Below are 18825 nucleotides of genomic sequence, written 5' to 3' on the forward strand. Positions count from 1 at the left end.
ACCGAAGGCCCCATGAACCAGAACACCGACATCGTCCAGCGCCTCGCCGCCCGCCTTAAGGAGGCGCGCCGCGCCAAGGGCCTCAGCCTGGACGCGGTGGCGCGGCTGTCGGGCGTCAGCCGGTCGATGGTCAGCCAGATCGAACGCGCCGAATCCAGCCCGACCGTCGCGACCCTGTGGAACCTGACCCAGGCCCTGCAGGTCGATTTCGCCGGCCTGTGGGAGGCGCGGGCCGAAAGCGACATCCGCGTGGTGCAGGCCGCCGCCGCGCCGGTCATCGCCGACCGGGGACGCGACGTGGTGATCCGCATCCTCAGCGCGCCGCAGACCGTCGGAGAGCACGAGATCTATGAGATCCGCCTTGGCCCCGGCGCCGCGCTGGAGTCCGCGCCCCATCGCACCGGCTGCCGCGAGGATGTCGTGGTGCTGGAGGGCGCGGTCACCATCACCTCGGGCGACGAACGGGCGGCCCTGGCGCAGAACGATGCCGCGAACTATGCCGCCGACCGCCCGCACAGCCTCACGGCGGGCGATGCCGCCGCCCGCGTGCTGATGATCGTGCGGGACAGTTGATCCGTCATCACGGACGAATTTCTTTTATCTTGCCCGGCGCAGGCAAAGGCCCTAGCCTCCGTTAAAACGGAGGTACTGACCACATGACGGATGCAAGCGCGTTTCTGGACAGCGTCAGCCAGCAGTTGGACCAGATCGGCCAGGAAGGGTTGACCAAGCGCGAACGCCTGATCACCGGGCCCCAGGGCAGCCGCGTCGCGGTGGCGGGGGCGCCCACGATCAATCTTTGCGCCAACAACTATCTGGGGCTGGCCAATCATCCCGCCCTGCGCGCGGCGGCGGTCGCGGCGATGGACAGCCACGGTTTTGGCATGGCATCCGTGCGGTTCATCTGCGGGACGCAGGACCTGCACCGCCAGTTGGAACAGCGCCTCGCCGGGTGGCTGGGCCATGACGACGCGATCCTGTTCGCGTCCTGTTTCGACGCCAACGGCGCGCTGTTCGAACCGCTGCTGGGCCCCGAGGATGCGGTCATTTCGGACGCGCTGAACCATGCGTCGATCATCGACGGCATCCGTCTGTGCAAGGCACGCCGCTATCGCTATGCGAACGGCGACATGGACCAGCTGGAATCCCGCCTGCGCGAGGCGCGGGACGGCGGTGCGCGTTTCATCATGATCGCCACGGACGGCGTGTTCTCGATGGACGGTCACCTGGCGCCCCTGCCCGCGATCCGCGATCTGGCCGACCGCTATGGCGCGCTGGTGATGGTCGACGACTGTCACGCGGTGGGCATCATGGGGCCGAAGGGGGCGGGCACGCCGCAGCACCTGGGCGCGCGGGTCGACCTGCTGACAGGGACGCTTGGCAAGGCGCTTGGCGGCGCACTTGGCGGATACATCGCCGGGCCGCAGCCGGTCATCGACCTGCTGCGCCAGCGGGCGCGGCCCTATCTGTTCTCGAACGCGCTGCCGCCGTCGATCGTCGCCGCGGGGCTGGCCGCGATCGATCTGGTCGAGGATGCCGACGACCTGCGCGCGGATCTTGCGCGCAAGACCGCGCATTGGCGCAAGGGCCTGACCGACGCGGGGTTCGCGCTGCTGCCCGGCCAGCACCCCATCGTGCCCGTCATGCTGTCCGAGGCGCCCTTGGCGCAGGCCATGGCAGCCGCGCTGGAAAGGCGCGGCGTCTATGTGGCGGGGTTCTTCTTTCCGGTCGTGCCGCGCGGTCAGGCCCGCATCCGCACCCAGATGAACGCCGCCATCGACATGGCCGACCTGGACACCGCGCTGCAGGCCTTTGTCGAGGCGGGTCGCGAAACCGGGGCGATCCGATGAAGGCGCTGGTCAAGACCGGCCCCGGAGAGGGGCTGGCCCTGCAGGACCGCCCAATGCCCCAGATCGGCCCGTCGGATGTCCTGATCCGGGTGCGCAAGACAGGCATCTGCGGGACGGACGTGCATATCTGGAACTGGGATGAATGGGCCGCCCGCACCGTCCCCGCGCCCATGATCATCGGCCACGAATTCGCCGGAGAGATCGTCGAACTGGGCCGCGACGTCACCGGCCTGACCCTGGGCCAGCGCTGTTCCGGAGAGGGCCACCTGATCGGCCATACCAGCCGCCAGAGCCGGTCGGGCCAGTTCCACCTGGACCCCGAGACCCGTGGCATCGGCGTCAATGTCCCCGGCGCCTTTGCCGAATACCTGGCGCTGCCCGCCTTCAACGTGGTGCCGCTGCCCGACGGCGTGTCCGACCGGATCGGCGCGATCCTGGACCCGCTTGGCAATGCCGTGCACACCGCGCTCAGCTTTCCGCTGATCGGAGAGGACGTGCTGGTCACCGGCGCGGGGCCCATCGGCATCATGGCCGCCGCAGTCGCGCGCCATGTCGGGGCGCGTCACGTGGTCATCACCGACGTGAACCGGACGCGGCTGGACCTGGCGGCGCGGGTGGCCGACGTGGTCCCGGTCAACGTCGCCTCCGAGGACCTGCCGTCGGTCTGCGCCCGCCTTGGCATGCGCCAGGGGTTCGACGTGGGCTTGGAAATGTCGGGAAATGCCGCGGCCTTCGACCAGATGGTCGGCGCGATGGTGATGGGCGGGCGCATCGCCATGCTGGGCATTCCCGCCGCGCCCACGCTGGTCGACTGGAACCGCATCGTGTTCAAGTCGCTGGTCATCAAGGGCATCTATGGCCGCGAGATCTTCGAGACCTGGTACAAGATGCTGGCCATGCTGGAAAACGGCTTGGACGTCAGCGCCGTCATCACCCACGACCTGCCGATGGCCGAATTCGAACAAGGCTTCCGCACCATGAAGGCCGGCCAGAGCGGCAAGATCGTGCTGGACTGGGACCAGGTCTAGCCCACCGTCTGGATGGCCTCGACGACCGCGTTCAGGCGTTCGCGTTCCGACGGCAGCATCTGGTCGCGGCATCGCGCCATCGCCTCGGCCGAGTGGCGCCGGGCAGAGGCCGCGAACCGGTCCGGGGCGATCTGCGCCAGCGCCAGCAGCGATTTCTGCAGCCGCATCTGCACCGCGAAGATGGCCGAACCGTCGCGCGCGATGGGCGGGAAGACGTCGTCCAGCAGATCCTCGACCGCCAGGGCGGGCACCCAGACCCGCGGAAAGTCCAGCGCGACCTCGCGCGCGTCGGCGCAGGCGGACAGCAGGCGGACCGACCGGCCCAGGATGTCGATCGCGGTGCCCGGGTCGTTGACGGCGGGCGACAGGGCGCGTTCGGCGATCTCTGTCAGGACGGTCAGGCCGAACCGCGGGTCCTGGTCATAGGTGCGGCTTTCCGCGACGGTCAGCGCCTTGCACAGGGCCTCGTCATCGGGTTCCTGGTCGGACGCGGTCTGGCGCGCGATCCACAGGGCCGGCAGGCCGGGATGCAGGAACCTGCCCGGCAGGGCGGCCAGGTGGATGTCCACGCCCGCGTCGTCGGCCATCGCCTGCAGCGCCGGCATGTCGACATGGACCAGATAGCCGATCTGGTCGTGATGGAGGGCACGGGCGCCGGGCGGCGGGCCCGACCCCTCGTGACCGCCAAGGAAGGGCGTGTCCAGCCGGTGGTCCAGCGCGCTGCGGGCGGCCTCCTCGACCTTGCGGATGGAATCGTCCATCAGGCCGAAGACGGTCAGGTGCGCGATCCAGCGCAGGATCGCGATGACGATGATGACCACGACCAGGATCGTGGCCACGAACAGCACCAGCCGGTCATTGTCGGAATAAAAGCCCGCGTTCAGCGCGATGATGCCGATCAGGCTGAACAGGAACGACCCCAGGAAGGTCGACAGGACGCGCTGTGTGGTACGGTCCGATTTCAGCAGCTGCGTCGCGCGCGGCGTGACCGACCCGGATGCCGCCGTGAAGGCCGACACCATGATCCCAAGCGAGAAGGTGACCACCGACAGCATCGAGCTGGCCAGGACCGACAGCACCGCCTCGACCGCGCCCGAGCCCAGCTTGTCGCCCAATCCGTCGGGCAGCATGGGCCCGATCAGCGGCGCGACGAAGGCCGTGCCGATGCCCATTACCGTGTAAAGCGCCGCGACCACCCAGATCTTCTGGGAGATCCTGACGATGAACCACCTTAACCTGGACGACATCCGCACCCCTTGCCCGCTGACCCTGTACCCTGCCGCGGACCATGACCCGGAACGGGGTGCGGGGTCCAGATGCCGCGGCCGCTTTCGCGCCTATGCGCGCGGGGTGACCCGCAGCGGCTGAAAGATCGGACCGTCCGGACCGTCCGCCAGATGCGCGGCGATGCCGAAGACCCGCGCCAGCAGGTCGGTGGTCAGCACGGCGGCGGGCGGTCCGTCGGCCACGATGCGGCCCCCGTCCAGCACCACCAGCCGCGTGCAGTGCCGCGCGGCCAGCCCCAGGTCGTGCAGCGACGCGACCACCCCCCGCCCCTGCCGCGCAAGTCCCGCGAACAGGTCCATGACGCCGATGGCGGCGGCGGGGTCCAGCCCGGCGATGGGCTCGTCCGCGATCAGCAGGGGGGTGTCCTGCGCCAGCGCGCGAGCGATCAGCACGCGGGCCTGTTCGCCGCCCGACAGGGTGGTGGCATCGCGGTGGCGAAGGGCCGTCAGGCCCAGGGCCCGCAGCGCGTCGTGGACCGCAGGGTGGTCGCGCGGTGCGGCGGCATCGGGATGGGCGATGCGGCCCAGGGCCACGACCGCCTCCACCGGCATCGGCCAGGCGATGTCGCGGCCCTGCGGCAGATAGGCCGCCTGGCGCGCCCGTGCATCAGGGGCCAGCGCCGCCAGCGATGACCGCCCTGTCGCCGGCAACAGGCCCAGGGCCGCGCGCAGCAGCGTCGTCTTGCCCGCGCCGTTCGGGCCCAGCAGGCCCACGAACTCGCCCGGCCCCACGTCGAGGTCGATCCGGTCCAGCACCGGCACCGCGCCGCGCGACAGGGACAGGCCGGACAGCCGCATCAGGGTCATGCCCGCGCCCTCAGCCGCAGGATCAGCTGCAGGAAGAAGGGCGCGCCGATCAGGGCGGTCAGGACGCCCAGCTTGAGGTCGCGCCCCGGAAGGATCACCCGCACCGCGATGTCGGCCGCCAGCACCATCGCCGCCCCGCCAAGTGCCGATGCCCCCAGCAGCCGCCCCGGATCGCCGCCCACCGCGCGGCGCAGCAGATGCGGCACGACCAGCCCGACGAAGCCTACGGTGCCCGCCACCGCCGTGGCCCCGCCGACCAGCGCCGCCGTGCCCAGCACCAGCCGCAGCCGCAGCGCGCGCAGGCTGATGCCCATGCTGGCGGCGGCGTCCTCTCCCAGGCTGAGGGCGCGCAGGGCACGGGCGGCGGGCCACAGGATCACCGCGCCCGCGATCATCACCGGCACAGCGATGCGGACATGCAGCATGGAGCGGTCGACCAGCGACCCCATCATCCAGAAGACGATCTCGTTGGCGGCAAAGGGGTTGGGCGACAGGTTCAGGACCAGCGACGTCGCGGCCCCGGCCAGGGCCGATATGGCGATCCCCGCCAGGATCAGCGCCAGCGCGCCGCCGCGCGGGCCCGCCAGCCCCATGACCAGCCCGACCGACAGCGCCGCCCCCGCCAGCGCCGCCAGCGGCAGGCCCAAGGGGAAGGCCGCGGCCAGCCCGGTCTGGATCGCCAGCACCGCCCCAAGCGCCGCCGTGCCCGAGGTGCCGATCAATCCCGGTTCCGCCAGGGGATTGCGCAGAAAGCCCTGCATCGCGGCCCCCGCCAGCCCAAGCGATGCGCCCACCGCCGCGCCCAGGATGGCGCGCGGCAGGCGCAGTTCCTGCATGATCAGGACCAGCAGCGGATCGCCCCGCCCGAACAGCGCCGCCAGCGCGGGCCCGGGCGGCTGCCAGCTGGTCCCGATCAGCAGCGATGTCACGAACAGCACCCCCACAAGCGCGCCAAGCGCGACCGTCAGCCTCATGGCGCGACCTGGCGCAGCTGTGCCACGGCGCGCAGGACATGCGGCGTGCCACAGGCCCAATCCCGGTCGGGCGCAGTGACGACCTGCCGCCCCGGCGTGATGGCGCGCAGGACGGGATGGTCCATCACCTCCTCGGCGCGCGAGGCACGGGGCTGGCGCTGGCCGGTCACGATCAGGTCGGGATCGGCCATCACCAGATCCTCCAGCGGCACGAAGCCTCCCTGCGACAGGCCCAGTTCCGTCGCCACGTTCGTCAGGCCCGCCGCCGTCAGGATTGCCCCGGCCAGGCTGTCCTGACCCGAGCTGTAGCCGTTCGCCCCATACAGCGCCGCCCGGCGGTCGGGGCGGGGGTCCGCCTGCAGTGCCGCCAGGTCGCGGTCGAACTGCGCCACGATCCGGTCGGCGCGGTCCCGTCGGCCCAGCACGTCGCCCATCAGGCGCAGGTTGGTGCGGATGCTGTCCAGGTCCGTCCCCATGTCGAAGGTCGCCACGCGCAGACCCAGCCTGTCCAGCATGTCCAGCGTCGCCGGGGAGGAATAGGTGCCCGCCAGCACCAGATCGGGCTGCAGGGCCAGGATGTCCTCGGCCTGGCCGCGGTTGGTGGGATAGGCCTCGGCCTCGCGCGCCATGGCCGAAGAGACCGGGTCCTGCGCCAGATAGCTGACCGAGGCCAGCTGTCCCGGCGCCGCCACCAGCATCGCCAGCTGATCGGTGCACAGGTTGATCGACACCACCCGCGCGGGCGCATCGGCCCATGCGGGGGCGGCCATCAGCGCCAGCCCGATCAGCCCGCGGATCACCAGTGCGCCTGCAGGCCGATGGTGCCGGTCCGCCCCTGGTTCGCAAAGCCCCAGACATCCGAATAATCGCGGTCGAACAGGTTCACCACCCGCGCCGTCGCCCGCACGTTCGGCGTCAGGTCATAGCCCGCGGCAAGGTTGACCACGGTATAGGACGGCAGTTCGCGCGTCTCGACCGCGCCCCAGAACTGGGTGTCGAAGGTGCCTGCCACATGGCGCAGATCGCCCGTGACCGATCCGCGCCCGTCCAGGACCGACAGTGTCGCGTTCAGGCCAGCCTCGTGCCGGGGGCGGCGGGTCTTGACGCTGCCATCGGGATTTTCCGCGTCAAGATAGGTATAGCTGGCCCCCAGGGTCAGACTGTCGGTCGCCAGAATGCGGGCCGCGACCTCGACCCCTTGGCGGGGGCTTTCGCCGGACTGGTTGCGATAGGAATAGAACGCCACGCCATCCTCGATGCCGACCAGATAGTCGGTGATCTCGTCCTCCAGCGTCTCGTTGAAATAGGTGACGTCGATGGTCCCGCGACCGTCCGGCAGCTGCGCCTCGACCCCCAGATCAAAGCCGCTGTTCTTTTCCGGGCGCAGGTCGGGATTGCCTTGATAGACGGTGCCGAAGAAGCCGGCATCGGCATACAGCTCGAAATAGGACGGATTCACCAGCCCCGTCCCGGCGGATGCGTGCAGGCGGAACGGACGGTCGGGCATCTGCCAGGAGAGACCCAGGTTCCAGCTGGTGAAATCGGCAAAGACGCGGTTCGCGTCGTGGCGCAGCCCGGCCTGGACATCCAGCCCGCTGGCCAGCATCGCGCGGTATTCCAGCGCGACCGACGACATCTCCCGGGACTGCCCCGGCGCGGTCGAGTTGCTGTCGCGCTGATGTTCCGCCAAGAGGTTCAGCAGCTGCGAGGCATCGGCGGCCGACCCGTCCAACCCCAGGCTGGTGCGGTATTTCAGCTTTTCGGTCTGGCCGCGCCGGAACGGGCTGTTGTCCTGGCTCTGCCGGGTGATGCTGTGCTGATAGTCCAGGCGCTGGACCAGGCGGCCGTCCAACGCGGTATATTCCGCCCAGACCCCGCCCTGAAACTCGTCGCGGCGGCCGAACAGGTCGGCATCGACCAGATAGCTTTCGGCATCGGTCGCGGCAAAGTTCTCGGCGTCAAAGCCGTAATCTTCGGTGGACTGGCGCAGCGCCACCCCAAGGCGCAAATCGTCGGTGGCCAGGACGTCGCCGGACAGGACGGCGGTCTTGCGGTTGATCCCGTCCTTGCCGCCGCCATCGCCCGACTGGTCATAGCCCAGATCGTCGCGCGCCGACAGCGACAGCCGCAGCCCGCCCCGTTCCCCGCGACGGCTGACATGGACCGAGGCCGCCCCGCCGTTCCCGGCCTCGACCGAACCGCCATAGGACAGGCCATGGGGCGCGTCGCGCGTGATGATGTTGATCACCCCCGCCGACGCGTTCGATCCATAGAACACCGATTGCGGTCCGCGCAGCACCTCGATCCGGTCGATGTCGGTGGTCTCCAGCCCGGTCAGGACGTATTCGTCCTCGCCCCCCGCCGCCTCGATGCCGTCGATCAGGATCAGGGTGTGGTTCGCCTCGGCGCCGCGGATGCGGACCTGTGCGATGCTGGCGCCGCTGCCGCTGACCGACACGCCGGGCAACGCGCGCAGGGCGTCCTGGACGGTGGCGATGCCACGATCCTCGATCTCGGTCGCGGTCAGGACGGTGTGGGCGCGGGCATAGCCGTCCTGGGCCACGGGCGTGATGCCGGCGGTCAGCACGATCTCGTCCAGCAGGATGGGTTCCCCCGGTGCCGGACCTTGCGCGGCGGCGGTGACGGGAAGGGCGACAAGCGTCGCCAGAAGACAGATCGGACGGCGCATCGGCACGGACCTTTCAAGGCAGGCACGGCCTGCGGCAAACAGAAATGTCCGGCACACGGACCCGGTGGGGCGCGGCAGGACGGTGACTGTCACCACTGCGGATCAGCCGCTTTCCTGGCACGCCCCGCGCCGGAAATGGGTGAGTGCTGCGGCAGGTCTCCTGGCTTGCGGGTCGATGCCTTGGCCGGCCTTCCCGGATCGCTCCAGTGGCATGATCGGCCATCGCTCTCCGCTTACAGTTGCGGGGGCAGCCCCGGATTGGCACCGGTGTTCCCTTTTGATCCGGCATGCAGGCCGGAACCGTAGCGGCGCCCTTGTGGCGCAGTGGCCCCGGAGCTGTCAACGGGATTCCGCCGTCCGTCCCACGCCCGGCAAAAGGCGGTCAGCGCCCGCCCCGGCCCGATCCCAGATCGGCCGAAATCCGTTCCGCTGCGGTGGCGACCATGCCGCCGATGCGGTCGACGGCGGCATCGGTCATGCGGTTCGTGGGGCCCGACACCGACACCCCGGCCACCGCCTCGCCATAGCTGTTCACGATGGAGGCCGCGACACAGCGCATCCCCAGGGTGCGCTCCTCGTCGTCAAAGGCAAAGCCGCGATGGCGGATCAGGGCGATGTCTGCCTGCAGCGCGTCCGCGTCGGCGATGGTCTTGTCAGTGAACCGGGTGAAGGTCGCGTCGCGCAGGAACACCGCCAGCCGCGTCTGATCGAACGCCGCCAGCAGCGCCTTGCCGATCCCAGATGCGTGCAGCGGAGACCTGGTGCCGGGCGGGAAAAACGCGCGGATCGTCTGATGCGTCTCGACCTGGCTGACGAACAGCACGTCGCCGTCGCGTTCGATGCCCAGGTTCGCCGTCTCTCCGGTCAGGGCCATCAGGTCGCGCATCACCGCACGGCTGCGTTCGACAATGTTGGTGCGCCGCAGGAAGACCGAACCAAGGCGGAACGCCTCGGGGCCGATGAACCACTCCTGCCGGTCGGGATTGTTCTCGACATAGCGACGGTGTTCCAGGGTGGCCAGGACGCGGTGCATGGTGGCGGGCGATTGGTCCAGATGCGTGGACAGCCCGGTCAGGGTGATCCCCTCATGCGCGGCCAGGGCCTCCAGCACGTCCAGCCCGCGGTCCAGGGCCTGGATGCTGGCGGCGGGCTGATCGGCCTTGCCGCTTCTTGGTCGCCCCCGCTTGCGCACCGGTTGTTGCATCGGAATCACGCCCCTTCCATCTGTAACACCACAGAAAAATAATTTCATGAAAGCCATTTTCCGGCAATGAAAAAATCGCGCGCCCATGATTTCGCTGCGAAACCTGCATTAAACCACGTTTCCGAAAAACGATTTCAAAAAAATTTACCGGTTTGCGGACCCGTGCTACACCTTGTCGCATCAAGGAGGAGCCGACCGTGAGCACCCAGAACCCGATCTTCATTCCCGGCCCGACGAACATCCCCGAGGTGCTTCGCAAGGCCGTCGACATGCCCACCATCGACCATCGCAGCCCGATGTTTGGAAAGATCCTGCATCCCGCGCTGGAGGGGGTCAAAAAGGTCCTGAAATCGACGCAGGCGCAGGTCTTCGTGTTCCCCTCCACCGGCACAGGCGGGTGGGAGACGGCGATCACCAACACGCTGTCGGCGGGCGACGCGGTTCTGGCCACGCGCAACGGCATGTTCAGCCACCGCTGGATCGACATGTGCCAGCGGCACGGCCTGGACGTCCAGATCGTGGACCAGTCCTGGGGCGAAGGTATCCCCACCGACCGGTTCGAGGAGATCCTGACCGCCGACACGGCCCATCGCATCAAGGCGGTCCTGGCCACGCATAACGAAACCGCCACCGGCGTCCGGTCGGACATCGCCGCGGTCCGCCGCGCGCTGGACCGGGCGGGGCATCCCGCAATGCTGTTCGTGGACGGGGTCAGCTCCATCGCCTGCTATGACTTCCGGATGGACGAATGGGGCGTCGATGTCGCCGTCACCGGGTCGCAGAAGGGCTTCATGCTGCCCCCCGGCCTGGCGATCGTCGGCTTTTCGCCCAAGGCGATGACCGCGGTCGAGGGCGCGGGCCTGCCGCGCACCTTCTTCGACATCCGCGACATGGCGCGGGGCTATGCCGCGAACGGCTTTCCCTATACGCCGCCTGTCGGCCTGCTGAACGGGCTGAAGGTCGCCACCGACATGCTGCTGGACGAGGGGCTGGAGAACGTCTTTGCCCGTCATCACCGCATCGCCGAAGGCGTCCGCCAGGCCGTCGCGGCATGGGGCATGACGCTGTGCGCCGCGCGACCCACGCTGTATTCCGACAGTGTCAGCGCGATCCGCACGCCGGACGGTTTCGACGCCAACCGCATCGTCAGCCATGCGCTGAACACCTATGGCGTGGCCTTTGGCACGGGCCTGGGCGATGTCGCGGGCAAGGTCTTCCGCATCGGGCATCTGGGGATGCTGACCGACGTGATGGCCCTGTCGGGGCTGGCCACGGCGGAGATGGTGATGGTCGATCTGGGCCTGCCCGTCACCCTGGGCTCCGGCGTCGCCGCCGCCCAAGCGCATTATCGCCACAGCGCGGGCCAGGCCTGCAGGCAGGCTGCGTGATGGACGCGATCCCGACCCTGGACGACATGCTGGCGGCCCGCGACCGCATCCGCCCGCATGTCCACGTCACCCCCGTCCTGACCAGCCGGATGCTGGACGAGCTGACCGGCGCGCAGCTGTTCTTCAAGTGCGAGAACCTGCAGAAGGCCGGCGCCTTCAAGGCGCGCGGGGCCAGTAACGCGGTCTTTGGCCTGTCGGATGCCCAGGCCGCGCGCGGCGTCGCCACCCATTCCAGCGGCAATCACGGCACCTGCCTGTCCTATGCCGCGGGACGCCGCGGCATCCCCTGCACGGTGGTCATGCCCCGCACCGCCCCGCAGGCGAAGAAGGACGCGGTGCGCGGCTATGGCGCGCGCGTCGTGGAATGCGAGCCCTCGACCAGCTCGCGCGAGGCGGTCTTTGCCCAGGTCGTGGCCGAGACGGGGGCAGAATTCGTGCATCCCTACAACGACCCGCGGGTGATCGCCGGACAGGCCACCTGTTCGGCCGAGATGCTGGAGCAGATCCCCGGCCTGGACGCGGTCATCGCCCCCATCGGCGGCGGCGGCATGGTGTCGGGCACCTGCCTGACCCTGTCCGCGCTGGCCCCCGCCACACGCATCTATGCGGCCGAACCCGAACAGGCGGACGACGCGGCGCGCAGCTTTCGCGCCGGCCACATCATCGCAGACGACGCGCCCGTGACCGTGGCAGACGGGCTCAAGGTGCCGCTCAAGGACATGACCTGGCATTTCGTCCGCAACCATGTCACCGACATCCTGACCGCGTCCGAGGACGAGATCGTGGCCGCGATGCAGCTGATCTGGAAACGGCTGAAGATCGTGGCCGAACCCTCCAGCGCGGTGCCGCTGGCGACCATCCTGAAGAACCGCGACGTCTTTGCCGGCCAGCGCATCGGCGTCATCATCACCGGCGGCAATGTCGATCTGGACCGCCTGCCCTGGACCAACGGAGATGCCCAATGAACGCCCATGCAGAATTCGCAGGCCTCGAGGTCGGATACGACATTCCCGCCCTGCCGGGGATGGACGAGGCCGACATCCAGACCCCCTGCCTGATCCTTGATCTGGACGCACTGGAACGCAACATCCGCAAGATGGGAGATTACGCCCGCGCCCACGGCATGCGCCACCGGGCGCATGGCAAGATGCACAAGTCGGTCGACGTCCTGAAGCTGCAGGAGCGGTTGGGCGGCGCGGTCGGCGTCTGCTGCCAGAAGGTGTCCGAAGCCGAGGTGTTCGTGCGCGGCGGCATCCGCGACGTGCTGGTGTCGAACCAGGTCCGCGACCCGGCCAAGATCGACCGCTTGGCGCGCCTGCCCTTGCGGGGCAGCCGGATCATCGTCTGCGTCGACGACATCGCCAACGTGGCCGAACTGTCGGCGGCGGCGCAGCGCCACGGCACCACGCTGGAATGCTTTGTCGAGATCGATTGCGGCGCCGGCCGCTGCGGGGTCAGGACGACCGAGGCGGTGGTGCAGATCGCCCAGGCCATCGACGCCGCCCCCGGCCTGAAATTCACCGGCATCCAGGGCTATCAGGGCGCCATGCAGCACATGGACAGCTTTGACGACCGCAAGGCCAAGCTGGACGCGGCCATCGCCCAGGTCCGCGAGGCGGTCGAGGCGCTGACCGCGATCGGCCTGACGCCCGAACTGGTGTCGGGCGGAGGCACGGGGTCCTATTACTTCGAATCCAACTCGGGCGTCTTCAACGAGCTGCAATGCGGCAGCTATGCCTTCATGGATGCCGATTACGGGCGCATCCTGGACCGGGACGGCACGCGCATCGACCAAGGTGAATGGGAAAACGCGCTGTTCATCCTGACCAGCGTCATGAGCCATGCCAAGCCGCATCTGGCGGTGGTCGATGCCGGCCTCAAGGCGCAGTCGGTGGACAGCGGCCTGCCGGTCATCCACGGCCGCACGGACGTGAAATACATCAAGTGTTCCGACGAACACGGCGTGGTCGAGGACCCGGACGGCGTGTTGGCCGTCAACGACAAGCTGCGCCTGATCCCCGGCCATTGCGATCCGACCTGCAACGTCCACGACTGGTACGTGGGCGTCCGGGGCGGCAAGGTCGAGGTCGTCTGGCCGGTCTCTGCCCGCGGAAAGGCCTATTGATGCAGACGCAATCCCCCCTGCTGATCGTCCCCGAACACCTGATCGCGGACCTGATCTCGGCCCAGGACTGCTTTGCGGCGGTCGAACAGGTCTTTGCCGCGATGGCGCGGGACACGGCCTACAACTTTCCGGTCATCCGCGAGGCGATCGGCCATGCCGACGCGCTTTACGGGTTCAAGTCGGGGTTCGACCGGGAATCGCTGGCGCTTGGGCTGAAATCGGGCGGGTTCTGGCCGCGGAACGCCGACAGGGGCCTGACGAACCATCAGTCGACGATCTTCCTGTTCGACGCCGATACCGGGCGGTGCCGGGCCGTGGTGGGCGGCAACCTGCTGACCGCGCTGCGCACGGCGGCGGCCTCGGCGGTGTCGATCCGCCACCTGGCGCGGTGGGACGCGCGGGTGCTGGGCATGATCGGGGCGGGGCATCAGTCGATCTTCCAGCTGCGCGCCGCGCTGGATCAGCGGGACTTCGACAGGGTCGTCGGCTGGAACCTGAACCCCGCCGACCTGGATCGGCTGGCCAAGGTCGCCGATGAACGCGGCATCCCGTTCCAGGCGGTCGATCTGGATCAGCTGGGCGCGCAGGCGGACGTGATCATCACCATCACCTCGTCATTCGCGCCCATCCTGCAGGCCGCCCAGGTCCGGCCCGGCACGCACCTGGCCTGCATGGGCACCGACACCAAGGGCAAGCAGGAGGTCGAGGCCGCATTGCTGGGCAAGGCGTCGGTCTTTACCGACGAGGTCGCCCAATCCGTTACCATCGGAGAGGCCCAGCACGCCGTGGCCCAAGGGCTGATCGCGCCGCACGACATCATCCAGATCGGTGCGGTGATCAACGGCGACCGACCGGGCCGGGTGTCCGATGACCAGATCACCCTGTTCGACGGCACCGGGGTGGGACTGCAGGACTTGGCAGTCGCATCCGCCGCGGTCGATCTGGCGGTCGAACGCGGGATCGCCATCGCGGTCCAGATCTAGCGTCACCCCCGCGCACCCGACAGCGGGCGCGCGGGGGGTGCGGTCACTTCGCTTGGCGCGCGATCCAGTCGTCGATCCCGGCCTGTGCCACCGCCTGGTCCTGGGCCGGCGTCCCCGAGGACACGCCAATGCCGCCCACGACCTCTCCGTTCCACAGGACCGGCAGACCGCCGCCGACCACCATCAGACGCCCGCCGATGGCCGAGGCGATGCCATAGGCCGGCGCGCCGGGCTGGCTGGCCGTGCCATAGTCGTGGGTCGCCTTCTTGGCCGCCGCCGCCGTGAAGGCCTTGTCGATGGCGATGGTGGTCGAGGTGACCTTGCCACCCTCCATCCGCTGAAAGGCGATCAGCTGGCCCGCCTCGTCGGTGATGGCGATGCACATCGGGACGCCGATCGTCCGGGCATGGGCCTCGGCACCGGCCATCAGGATGCGGGCGTCGTCGAGATCGAGTCGGGTCAGGGTCTGCATCGGAATTCCTTGGCTGTTGTCCGGGTGCCCGGCCGCAGCGGAACGACCAGAAGGTCGGCGACGCGGACGGGCAATGCTTAGCAGGCGGGTCGCGGACGGCCACCCCCAATGCGCAACGCGCGCGGGGCGCCGCCGCCCGGATCACGCTAGCGCGACGGTTTCGGTTGCGGAATCATCCGCGACATAGAAGACTTTCCACGTTCCATTGAAAGCGGGCCAACGGCGATGTCCTATCTTGAAAGCTTGCGGGTCTTCGTGCGGGTGGTCGAACTGGGCTCGATCACGGCGGGGGGGCGCGATCTGCGCCTGTCGCCCGCGGTCGCATCGAACCGGATCAAGGATCTGGAAAACCGCTTTGGCCTGCGCCTGCTGAACCGCACCACCCGCAAGCTGACCACGACCGAGATCGGCCGCGCCTTCTATGACCACGCCCGACGCGTGATCGAGACCCTGGACGAGGCCGAGGCCCTGATCGGCAGCTTTTCGGGCAAGCCGCAGGGCGTGATCCGCCTGACCGCGCCCCTGGGTCTGGGACGGCGGCTGGTCGCGCCGCTGATCCCTCCCTTCTGCGCCGACAATCCGGGGATCGAGATCCGCCTGCGCCTGTCCGACCGCAACGTCAACATCGTCGAGGATACCATCGACCTGGCCTTCTTTCTGGGAGAGCCCGCCGATTCTGCATTGAAATGGCGCAAGATCGCTGAATGCCCGCGGGTGCTGGTCGCGTCGCAGGCCTATCTGGACGCCGCGGGCACGCCGCGGCGACCGGACGACCTGGCGGGTCACAACTGCCTGCTGCTGCGCTATCCCCGCAGCCCGGAATATTACTGGACGCTGCAGACGTCGGACGGGCCGCGCAAGATGATGGTGCAGGGACGCTTCGACACCGACGACGGCGACGTGCTGCGCGATTGGGCGCTGGCCGGACATGGCATCGCCAACCGCCCGCTGTACGAGGTGACGCAGGACCTGGCCGACGGTCGCCTGGTCGAGGTCCTGCCCGCCAACCGCCCCCTGCCCGCGCAGTTCGGCTGCCTTGCCCCGCACAGGCGTCTGCAGGACCCCAAGGTCCGCATGTTCGCCGACCACGCGGTGCGGGAGCTGCGTCCGCTGTTCTAGGCCGGGGCAAGGACTTTACAACGACGCTTGATAATCGGCATGGGACGACCGCACCACCGCGGGGTTTGCCGTTGATCCGCCTGCATATTTCACCGCCTGTCCGTCCGGTGGGTGAAGGCCCGGCGCATCGTACGCCGCGGGGCATTAATAATATTTCTGGACGGATTTTCCATCGCATGCGACCCAAAGAGGTGACCCGACACCGGGTGATCAAGGAGAGACCGCAATGGCCGACCCGACCCGCCGCCGTGGCCGCCCCTGTGCCGACGGACCCGACCGCCCGCTGACCGTCCAGGCGTTGGACCGCGCGCTGGACATGCTGGACCTGCTGTCGCTGCATCCCGGCCTGACGCTGAGCGAGGTCGCGCAGCGCACAGGCTTGCCCGCATCCGCCACGCATCGCATCCTGCAGACCCTGGCCCTGCGCGGCATGGTCGAACGCTGTGCCGCGACGCAATGCTGGTCGGTCGGGCCATCCAGCTTTCGCCTTGGGGCGGCCTTCCTGCGCCGGTCGGGGCTGATCGCGCGGGCACGCCCGATCCTGCAGGACCTGGTCGCGCGGACCCAGGAGACGGCCAACCTGGGCATCCTCAGTGACGGTGGCGTGCTGTTCGTGTCGCAGGTCGAATCTGACCAGCCGATCCGCGTGGCCTTTCCGCCCGGAACGCGCGCATCGCTGACCGGATCGGGCATCGGGCGGGCGATGCTGGCGATCAATGCGGGGCCTGCGCCCGATACGGCCTGCCCCGATCTGGCGCGCATCCGCAGGCAGGGCTTTGCGTTCGACGATCAGGGACGGATGGCGGGAATGCGCTGCGTGGCCGCGCCCATCGTGGACATGGCCGGGCGGGCGGTGGCCGGGCTGTCGATCAACGCCCCCGCGCATCGGATCGGGACGCGCCAGGTCGGCGCGATCGGCGCGGCGGTGGCCGAGGCCGCGGCGCGGCTGACCGCCGTCACCGGCGAGCAGCTGCACCTTTAGAAGCCCGCCCCGCGAACGGGACGGGCCTTGGTTCAGCTGTCGGACTTGAACCCCAGGCTGCGGCCGATCCGCGAGGCATAGAACTCGCCCACCAGGCCGCGCCGGAACAGCAGCACGCAGACCATGAAGACGACACCGGTGATGACCGTCACCGGCAGCGGCGAGGTCGCCAGATAGTTCTGCAGCGTCACCACCAGCCCCGCGCCGATGACCGGCCCGATCAGCGTGCCGATGCCGCCCAGCAGCGTCATCAGGATCACCTCTCCGGACATCTGCCAGCCGACATCGGTCAAGGTCGCGAACTGGAACACCAGGCTTTTCACGCTGCCCGCCAAGCCCGCGATCGCCGCCGACATGACGAACGCCGCCAGCTTGTAGCGCGCCACGGTATAGCCAAGCGACGTGGCACGCGCCTCGTTCTCGCGAATGCTTTTCAGGATCATGCCGAAGGGAGAGTTGATGATCCGCCAGATCGCCAGCATCCCGGCCAGGAACACGCCCAGCACGAAATAGTACATGTTGATCTGGTTCGACAGGTCCAGCACGCCCAGGAAGGTGCCGCGCGGGACGGACTGGATGCCGTCCTCTCCGTTCGTGAAGGCGGCCTGCAGGCAGAAGAAGAAGAACATCTGCGACAGGGCCAGGGTGATCATGGCGAAATAGATGCCCTGACGGCGGATGGCGATCAGCCCCATGATCAGGCCCAGCCCCGCCGCGCCCGCGACCCCGACCAGGATCCCCAGTTCGGGCGACAGACCCCAGACCTTGACCGCATGCGCGGTGAAATAGGCCCCGCCCCCGAAGAAGGCCGCATGCCCGAAGGACAGAAGGCCGGTATAGCCCAGCAGCAGGTTGAACCCCGCGGCGAACAGCGCAAAGCACAGGATCTTCATCAGGAAGATCGGGTACAGGAACATGGGCACCAGCAGCAGGAACCCCAGCATGGCCAGCAGGATGACCGCCTTGATGCGGCCGGCTGCCGGGACGGTCGCAGAGGCCTGGGGGGTGGTTGCGTCGGAATGGCTCATCTTACACGTCCTTTCCGAACAGGCCCGCGGGCCGCAGGATCAGCACGATCGCCATGATGACGAAGATCACGGTGTTCGATGCCTCGGGGTAGAAGACCTTGGTCAGACCCTCGGCGATGCCCAGCATGTAGCCGGTGACGATGGCGCCCAGGATGGACCCCATGCCGCCGACCACGACAACGGCGAACACGACGATGATGATGTTCGTGCCCATCAGCGGCGACACCTGATAGATGGGCGCCGCCAGCACGCCCGCGAATGCCGCCAGCGACGCGCCCAACGCATAGGTCAGCGTCAGCAGCAGCGGCACGTTCACGCCGAAGCTTTGCACCAGCACTGGGTTTTCGGTGGCGGCGCGCAGGTATGATCCCAGCTTGGTCTTCTCGATCAGCAGCCACACGGCGATGCAGACCGCCAGCGACGCCACGATCACCCAGCCCCGATAGATCGGCAGGAACATGAAGCCCAGGTTCACGCCCCCCGCCAGTGCCGGCGGCGTCGGATAGGGCTGCCCGCTGGAGCCGAAGAAGTACCGGAACGTCCCCTCGATCGTCAGGGCCAGGCCGAAGGTGAACAGCAGACCGTACAGGTGGTCCAGTTTGTAGAGCCGCGACAGCATGGTCCGTTCGACCAGCGCGCCGAAGGTGCCCACGATCAGCGGTGCCAGGATCAGCGCGATCCAGTAGTTCACGCCGGTCCAGGTCAGCAGCAGCAGGGCCACGAACGCGCCCAGCATGTATTGCGCGCCATGGGCGAAGTTGATCACCCGCAGCAGGCCGAAGATCACCGCCAGCCCAAGCGACAGCAGCGCATAGAACGACCCGTTGATCAGGCCGATCAGCAGCTGCCCCATCAGGGCAGCCATCGGCACGCCGAATATCATCGTCATG

19 protein-coding genes and 1 riboswitch are annotated in these 18825 nt (G+C 68.6%); of the genes, 10 read left to right on the forward strand and 9 right to left on the reverse strand.

Features of this window, described 5'->3' with window-relative positions; genetic code table 11:
* Nucleotides 1-12: 12 nt before the first annotated feature.
* The 3 genes from SY26_RS17680 to tdh all read left to right on the forward strand — a co-directional run bounded on the left by SY26_RS17680 (nucleotide 13) and on the right by tdh (nucleotide 2878).
* Nucleotides 13-573, forward strand: coding sequence for a helix-turn-helix domain-containing protein (locus SY26_RS17680; RefSeq protein ID WP_046001607.1), 561 nt, complete (start codon nucleotides 13-15; stop codon nucleotides 571-573).
* Nucleotides 574-656: 83 nt separating this feature from the next.
* On the forward strand, nucleotides 657-1850 hold the full coding sequence (locus SY26_RS17685; protein ID WP_046001608.1) for a glycine C-acetyltransferase: 1194 nt from the start codon (nucleotides 657-659) through the stop codon (nucleotides 1848-1850).
* Nucleotides 1847-2878: an L-threonine 3-dehydrogenase gene (gene tdh / locus SY26_RS17690; protein WP_046001609.1), complete on the forward strand. Its 1032-nt coding sequence runs from the start codon at nucleotides 1847-1849 to the stop codon at nucleotides 2876-2878. Before SY26_RS17685 ends, tdh begins: the two co-directional genes overlap by 4 nt.
* On the opposite strand, the gene SY26_RS17695 is transcribed toward tdh, so the two are convergent.
* A complete protein-coding gene (locus SY26_RS17695; protein WP_232303386.1) occupies nucleotides 2875-4074 on the reverse strand; it encodes a DUF2254 domain-containing protein in 1200 nt (399 codons plus the stop codon). The genes tdh and SY26_RS17695 overlap by 4 nt on opposite strands.
* Before the next feature lie 25 nt (nucleotides 4075-4099).
* Here SY26_RS17695 and SY26_RS21955 point away from each other — a divergent pair, with 25 nt between their 5' ends.
* A complete protein-coding gene (locus SY26_RS21955; RefSeq protein WP_217846362.1) occupies nucleotides 4100-4246 on the forward strand; it encodes a hypothetical protein in 147 nt (48 codons plus the stop codon).
* On the opposite strand, the gene SY26_RS17700 is transcribed toward SY26_RS21955, so the two are convergent.
* From SY26_RS17700 to bhcR, 5 genes are all read right to left on the reverse strand, one after another.
* Nucleotides 4216-4971, reverse strand: coding sequence for an ABC transporter ATP-binding protein (locus tag SY26_RS17700; protein WP_046001611.1), 756 nt, complete (start codon nucleotides 4969-4971; stop codon nucleotides 4216-4218). The two genes, SY26_RS21955 and SY26_RS17700, sit on opposite strands and share 31 nt — an antisense overlap.
* Nucleotides 4968-5945 carry an iron ABC transporter permease gene (locus SY26_RS17705; RefSeq protein ID WP_046001612.1) on the reverse strand — a complete coding sequence of 326 codons (978 nt, stop codon included), beginning with the start codon at nucleotides 5943-5945 and terminating at the stop codon, nucleotides 4968-4970. Before SY26_RS17705 ends, SY26_RS17700 begins: the two co-directional genes overlap by 4 nt.
* Entirely contained in the window at nucleotides 5942-6745 is an 804-nt protein-coding gene (locus tag SY26_RS17710) for an ABC transporter substrate-binding protein (RefSeq protein ID WP_232303387.1), read from the reverse strand. Before SY26_RS17710 ends, SY26_RS17705 begins: the two co-directional genes overlap by 4 nt.
* Entirely contained in the window at nucleotides 6742-8634 is a 1893-nt protein-coding gene (locus SY26_RS17715; RefSeq protein WP_046001613.1) for a TonB-dependent siderophore receptor, read from the reverse strand. The genes SY26_RS17710 and SY26_RS17715 overlap by 4 nt, the downstream gene beginning before the upstream one ends.
* A gap of 132 nt (nucleotides 8635-8766) precedes the next feature.
* A riboswitch (cobalamin riboswitch) is annotated at nucleotides 8767-8954 on the reverse strand.
* 62 nt (nucleotides 8955-9016) lie between these two features.
* Nucleotides 9017-9838, reverse strand: a complete 822-nt coding sequence (gene bhcR / locus SY26_RS17720; RefSeq protein ID WP_046001614.1) for an HTH-type transcriptional regulator BhcR — start codon at nucleotides 9836-9838, stop codon at nucleotides 9017-9019.
* Between the two features lie 197 nt (nucleotides 9839-10035).
* On the opposite strand from bhcR, the gene bhcA reads away from it, so the two are divergent.
* From bhcA to bhcD, 4 genes are read left to right on the forward strand one after another with little or no spacing between them, the layout of a single operon-like run.
* Nucleotides 10036-11226, forward strand: a complete 1191-nt coding sequence (gene bhcA / locus SY26_RS17725) for an L-aspartate--glyoxylate aminotransferase BhcA (protein WP_046001615.1) — start codon at nucleotides 10036-10038, stop codon at nucleotides 11224-11226.
* Nucleotides 11226-12191 carry a beta-hydroxyaspartate dehydratase BhcB gene (gene bhcB, locus SY26_RS17730; RefSeq protein ID WP_046001616.1) on the forward strand — a complete coding sequence of 322 codons (966 nt, stop codon included), beginning with the start codon at nucleotides 11226-11228 and terminating at the stop codon, nucleotides 12189-12191. Before bhcA ends, bhcB begins: the two co-directional genes overlap by 1 nt.
* Nucleotides 12188-13351: a 3-hydroxy-D-aspartate aldolase BhcC gene (gene bhcC / locus SY26_RS17735; RefSeq protein ID WP_046001617.1), complete on the forward strand. Its 1164-nt coding sequence runs from the start codon at nucleotides 12188-12190 to the stop codon at nucleotides 13349-13351. The genes bhcB and bhcC overlap by 4 nt, the downstream gene beginning before the upstream one ends.
* 17 nt (nucleotides 13352-13368) lie before the next feature.
* A complete protein-coding gene (bhcD, locus tag SY26_RS17740; RefSeq protein WP_046001675.1) occupies nucleotides 13369-14334 on the forward strand; it encodes an iminosuccinate reductase BhcD in 966 nt (321 codons plus the stop codon).
* A gap of 43 nt (nucleotides 14335-14377) precedes the next feature.
* Here the strand turns inward: bhcD and SY26_RS17745 are convergent, their stop codons facing one another.
* Entirely contained in the window at nucleotides 14378-14806 is a 429-nt protein-coding gene (locus SY26_RS17745) for a heme-binding protein (protein ID WP_046001618.1), read from the reverse strand.
* Nucleotides 14807-15031: 225 nt separating this feature from the next.
* Here SY26_RS17745 and SY26_RS17750 point away from each other — a divergent pair, with 225 nt between their 5' ends.
* Together SY26_RS17750 and SY26_RS17755 are read left to right on the forward strand one after the other, a co-directional pair.
* The gene (locus tag SY26_RS17750) at nucleotides 15032-15925 is read left to right on the forward strand and encodes a LysR family transcriptional regulator (RefSeq protein WP_046001619.1); all 894 of its coding nucleotides are present in this window, start codon (nucleotides 15032-15034) and stop codon (nucleotides 15923-15925) included.
* Nucleotides 15926-16151: 226 nt separating this feature from the next.
* Nucleotides 16152-16907, forward strand: a complete 756-nt coding sequence (locus SY26_RS17755; RefSeq protein WP_046001620.1) for an IclR family transcriptional regulator — start codon at nucleotides 16152-16154, stop codon at nucleotides 16905-16907.
* Nucleotides 16908-16939: 32 nt separating this feature from the next.
* On the opposite strand, the gene SY26_RS17760 is transcribed toward SY26_RS17755, so the two are convergent.
* Together SY26_RS17760 and SY26_RS17765 are read right to left on the reverse strand one after the other, a co-directional pair.
* The gene (locus SY26_RS17760; RefSeq protein ID WP_046001621.1) at nucleotides 16940-17935 is read right to left on the reverse strand and encodes a branched-chain amino acid ABC transporter permease; all 996 of its coding nucleotides are present in this window, start codon (nucleotides 17933-17935) and stop codon (nucleotides 16940-16942) included.
* Between the two features lies 1 nt (nucleotide 17936).
* Nucleotides 17937-18824 carry a branched-chain amino acid ABC transporter permease gene (locus SY26_RS17765; protein ID WP_045983482.1) on the reverse strand — a complete coding sequence of 296 codons (888 nt, stop codon included), beginning with the start codon at nucleotides 18822-18824 and terminating at the stop codon, nucleotides 17937-17939.
* Between the last annotated feature and the right edge of the window lies 1 nt (nucleotide 18825).

This window comes from Paracoccus sp. 228, assembly GCF_000967825.1.
Classification (GTDB): domain Bacteria; phylum Pseudomonadota; class Alphaproteobacteria; order Rhodobacterales; family Rhodobacteraceae; genus Paracoccus; species Paracoccus marcusii.